The organism is Dietzia sp. DQ12-76, from assembly GCF_014145045.1.
Lineage (GTDB): Bacteria > Actinomycetota > Actinomycetes > Mycobacteriales > Mycobacteriaceae > Dietzia.
This window is the reverse complement of sequence record NZ_JAALDV010000359.1, coordinates 1-2,310: the sequence shown is the minus strand read 5'-3', so window position 1 is coordinate 2,310 and position 2,310 is coordinate 1. Positions and strand designations below refer to the sequence as shown.

Below are 2,310 nucleotides of genomic sequence, written 5' to 3'. Positions count from 1 at the left end.
TTCGCCTCCGTGGGCGGCGGAACGGAGCGCGGGCGGCACGGGCACGGGGGCGGTGTGACGCGGGTCGCCGGAGGGCCTTCCCGGGGCCGGTAGACTGGGTGATCATCGGCCGACCCGAGCGCAGGGTGGAGCGCGCGCCCGCGGACGGCCGACCGCAGAGCCCAGGCCACCGAGCACACCAGGAGTTGACCTTTTCGATGACCACTGTCGCCGTAGTCGGAGCCACGGGCCAGGTGGGACGCGTGATGCGCGCCCTGCTGGAGGAGCGGGATTTCCCGGCCGATGAGGTGCGGTTCTTCGCCTCCGCACGGTCGGCGGGCACCACGTTGCCGTTCCGGGGCGAGGACATCGTGGTCGAGGACACCGCCGCGACCACCGACGAGGAGCTCGCGGGCATCGACATCGCCCTCTTCTCGGCCGGCGGCACCATGTCGAAGGAGCAGGCTCCCCGGTTCGCGGCGGCCGGCGCCGTCGTCGTCGACAACTCCAGCGCCTGGCGCAAGGACCCCGACGTCCCGCTGATCGTCTCCGAGGTCAACCCCGAGGCCGCGCAGAGCCCGCCCAAGGGCATCATCGCCAACCCCAACTGCACCACCATGGCCGCGATGCCGGTGCTCAAGGTGCTCCACGACGCCGCCGGGCTGAGGAGGCTCGTCGTCTCCACCTACCAGGCGGTGTCCGGCTCGGGCCTGGCCGGCGTGGACACGCTGAACGATCAGGTGACCGGCAACATCGGCGCGGGCCACGAGCTCGTTCACGACGGGCGGGCGCTGAGTGTGGACGACACGGGGCCCTACACCGCGCCCATCGCGTTCAACGTGTTGCCGATGGCGGGCGCGCTGGTCGACGACGGATCCGAGGAGACCGACGAGGAGCAGAAGCTGCGCAACGAGTCGCGCAAGATCCTCGGCCTGCCCGAGCTGCGCGTCGCCGGGACCTGTGTGCGCGTACCCGTGTTCACCGGCCACACGCTCAGCATCAACGCCGAGTTCGAGCGGGACATCACCCCGGAGCAGGCGCGCGAGCTGCTGTCCACGGCCGCGGGCGTGAAGGTCGTGGACGTGCCGACCCCGCTGGACGCCGCGGGCATCGACGAGTCGCTGGTGGGCCGCATCCGCCAGGACTTCTCGATCGAGGGCAACCGCGGGCTCAACCTCATGGTCTCGGGCGACAACCTGCGCAAGGGCGCGGCGCTCAACACCATCCAGATCGCCGAGTTGCTGGTGAAGTGACGCCCCGGCGCGTGGGTTAGCGGCCGCGGGCCCGGCCGTCTGGGACGACGACGACAACGCCCCCGGCCTCACCATCGACGAGCCGCCGCCCGGTCACGCAGACCGGGCGGCGGCTCGTGCGTGTGCATGGGCGAGCGGTGGACCGGGGGAGCACCCGCCACTACCTTTGCCCGGTCCGAGAAACCAACCGGGAGCCGCGTGCTCCCAGACGGAACAGGTGACGTACACATGCACGTACTGTCCAGCAGGGTCCACACCATCATCGGCCTGATCGTCGGCGCGGTCCTGGTGATCGCGCCGTGGATCTTCGGGTTCGCGGACGTCGAGGCGGCCACGTGGTCGGCGGTCATCATCGGCGTGGTGATCTTGTTGAGCGAGCTGACCACGACGAGCCCCGTCAGCCCGATGAAGCTGGTCCCCATGCGCGTCCATGTGTGGATGGACGTCCTGGTAGGCCTGGTCCTCGCGGCGTCGCCGTGGATCCTCGGGTTCGCCGATGAGGACCTCATCGTCTGGCTGCCGCACCTCCTCGTGGGTATCGGCGTGATCGGGTACGCCCTGCTCACCCGAACGGATGACGACGTCGTGCCCGACAGGGCCCGTGAGCCGCACTCGACCAGCGGGCTCTGACCTCGAGCGACCGCACTGGACGGCCCGCTGCCCGGCTACGCGTCGGGCGGCGGGCCGTCAGTACCCGCGGCCGTACTCGACGACGGACAGCAGGTCCTCGCCGTCGCCGAACCTGCGGAGGTTCTCCGCGAGCGGCCCGGCCATCTCCTCGGTGAGCCGCCCGGCGGGGTTGGCGACGTGGGGGGTGATCACCACGTTCTCGAGGCCGAACAGCGGGTCGTCCGGAGCGGGCGGTTCGGGATCGGTCACGTCGAGTGCGGCTCCCCCGATCAGGCCCGTGGTGAGCGCGCGGTAGAGGGCGGCCTGGTCGATCAGGGGCCCGCGGGCCACGTTGACGATCCAGGAGTCCGGGCGCAGCAGGGCCAGGGTGCGGTCGTTGATCAGGTGACGGGTCTCCGGGGTGTCGGGCGCGGCCAGCACCACGTGGTCGGCCCGGCCGAGCACCTCC

3 protein-coding genes are annotated in these 2,310 nt (G+C 71.2%); 2 read left to right on the top strand and 1 reads right to left on the bottom strand.

What is annotated here, in order from left to right; all coding sequences use genetic code 11:
* Nucleotides 1–197 precede the first annotated feature (197 nt).
* Both G6019_RS12205 and G6019_RS12200 read left to right on the top strand, forming a co-directional pair.
* A complete protein-coding gene (locus tag G6019_RS12205; protein WP_182613304.1) occupies nt 198–1,232 on the top strand; it encodes an aspartate-semialdehyde dehydrogenase in 1,035 nt (344 codons plus the stop codon).
* Nucleotides 1,233–1,460: 228 nt separating this feature from the next.
* The gene (locus G6019_RS12200) at nt 1,461–1,862 is read left to right on the top strand and encodes an SPW repeat protein (protein WP_182613303.1); all 402 of its coding nucleotides are present in this window, start codon (nt 1,461–1,463) and stop codon (nt 1,860–1,862) included.
* Between the two features lie 57 nt (nt 1,863–1,919).
* On the opposite strand, the gene G6019_RS12195 is transcribed toward G6019_RS12200, so the two are convergent.
* Nucleotides 1,920–2,310 (bottom strand): NAD(P)-dependent oxidoreductase (locus G6019_RS12195; protein ID WP_304506203.1); only part of this gene is annotated, 391 nt, incomplete at its 5' end.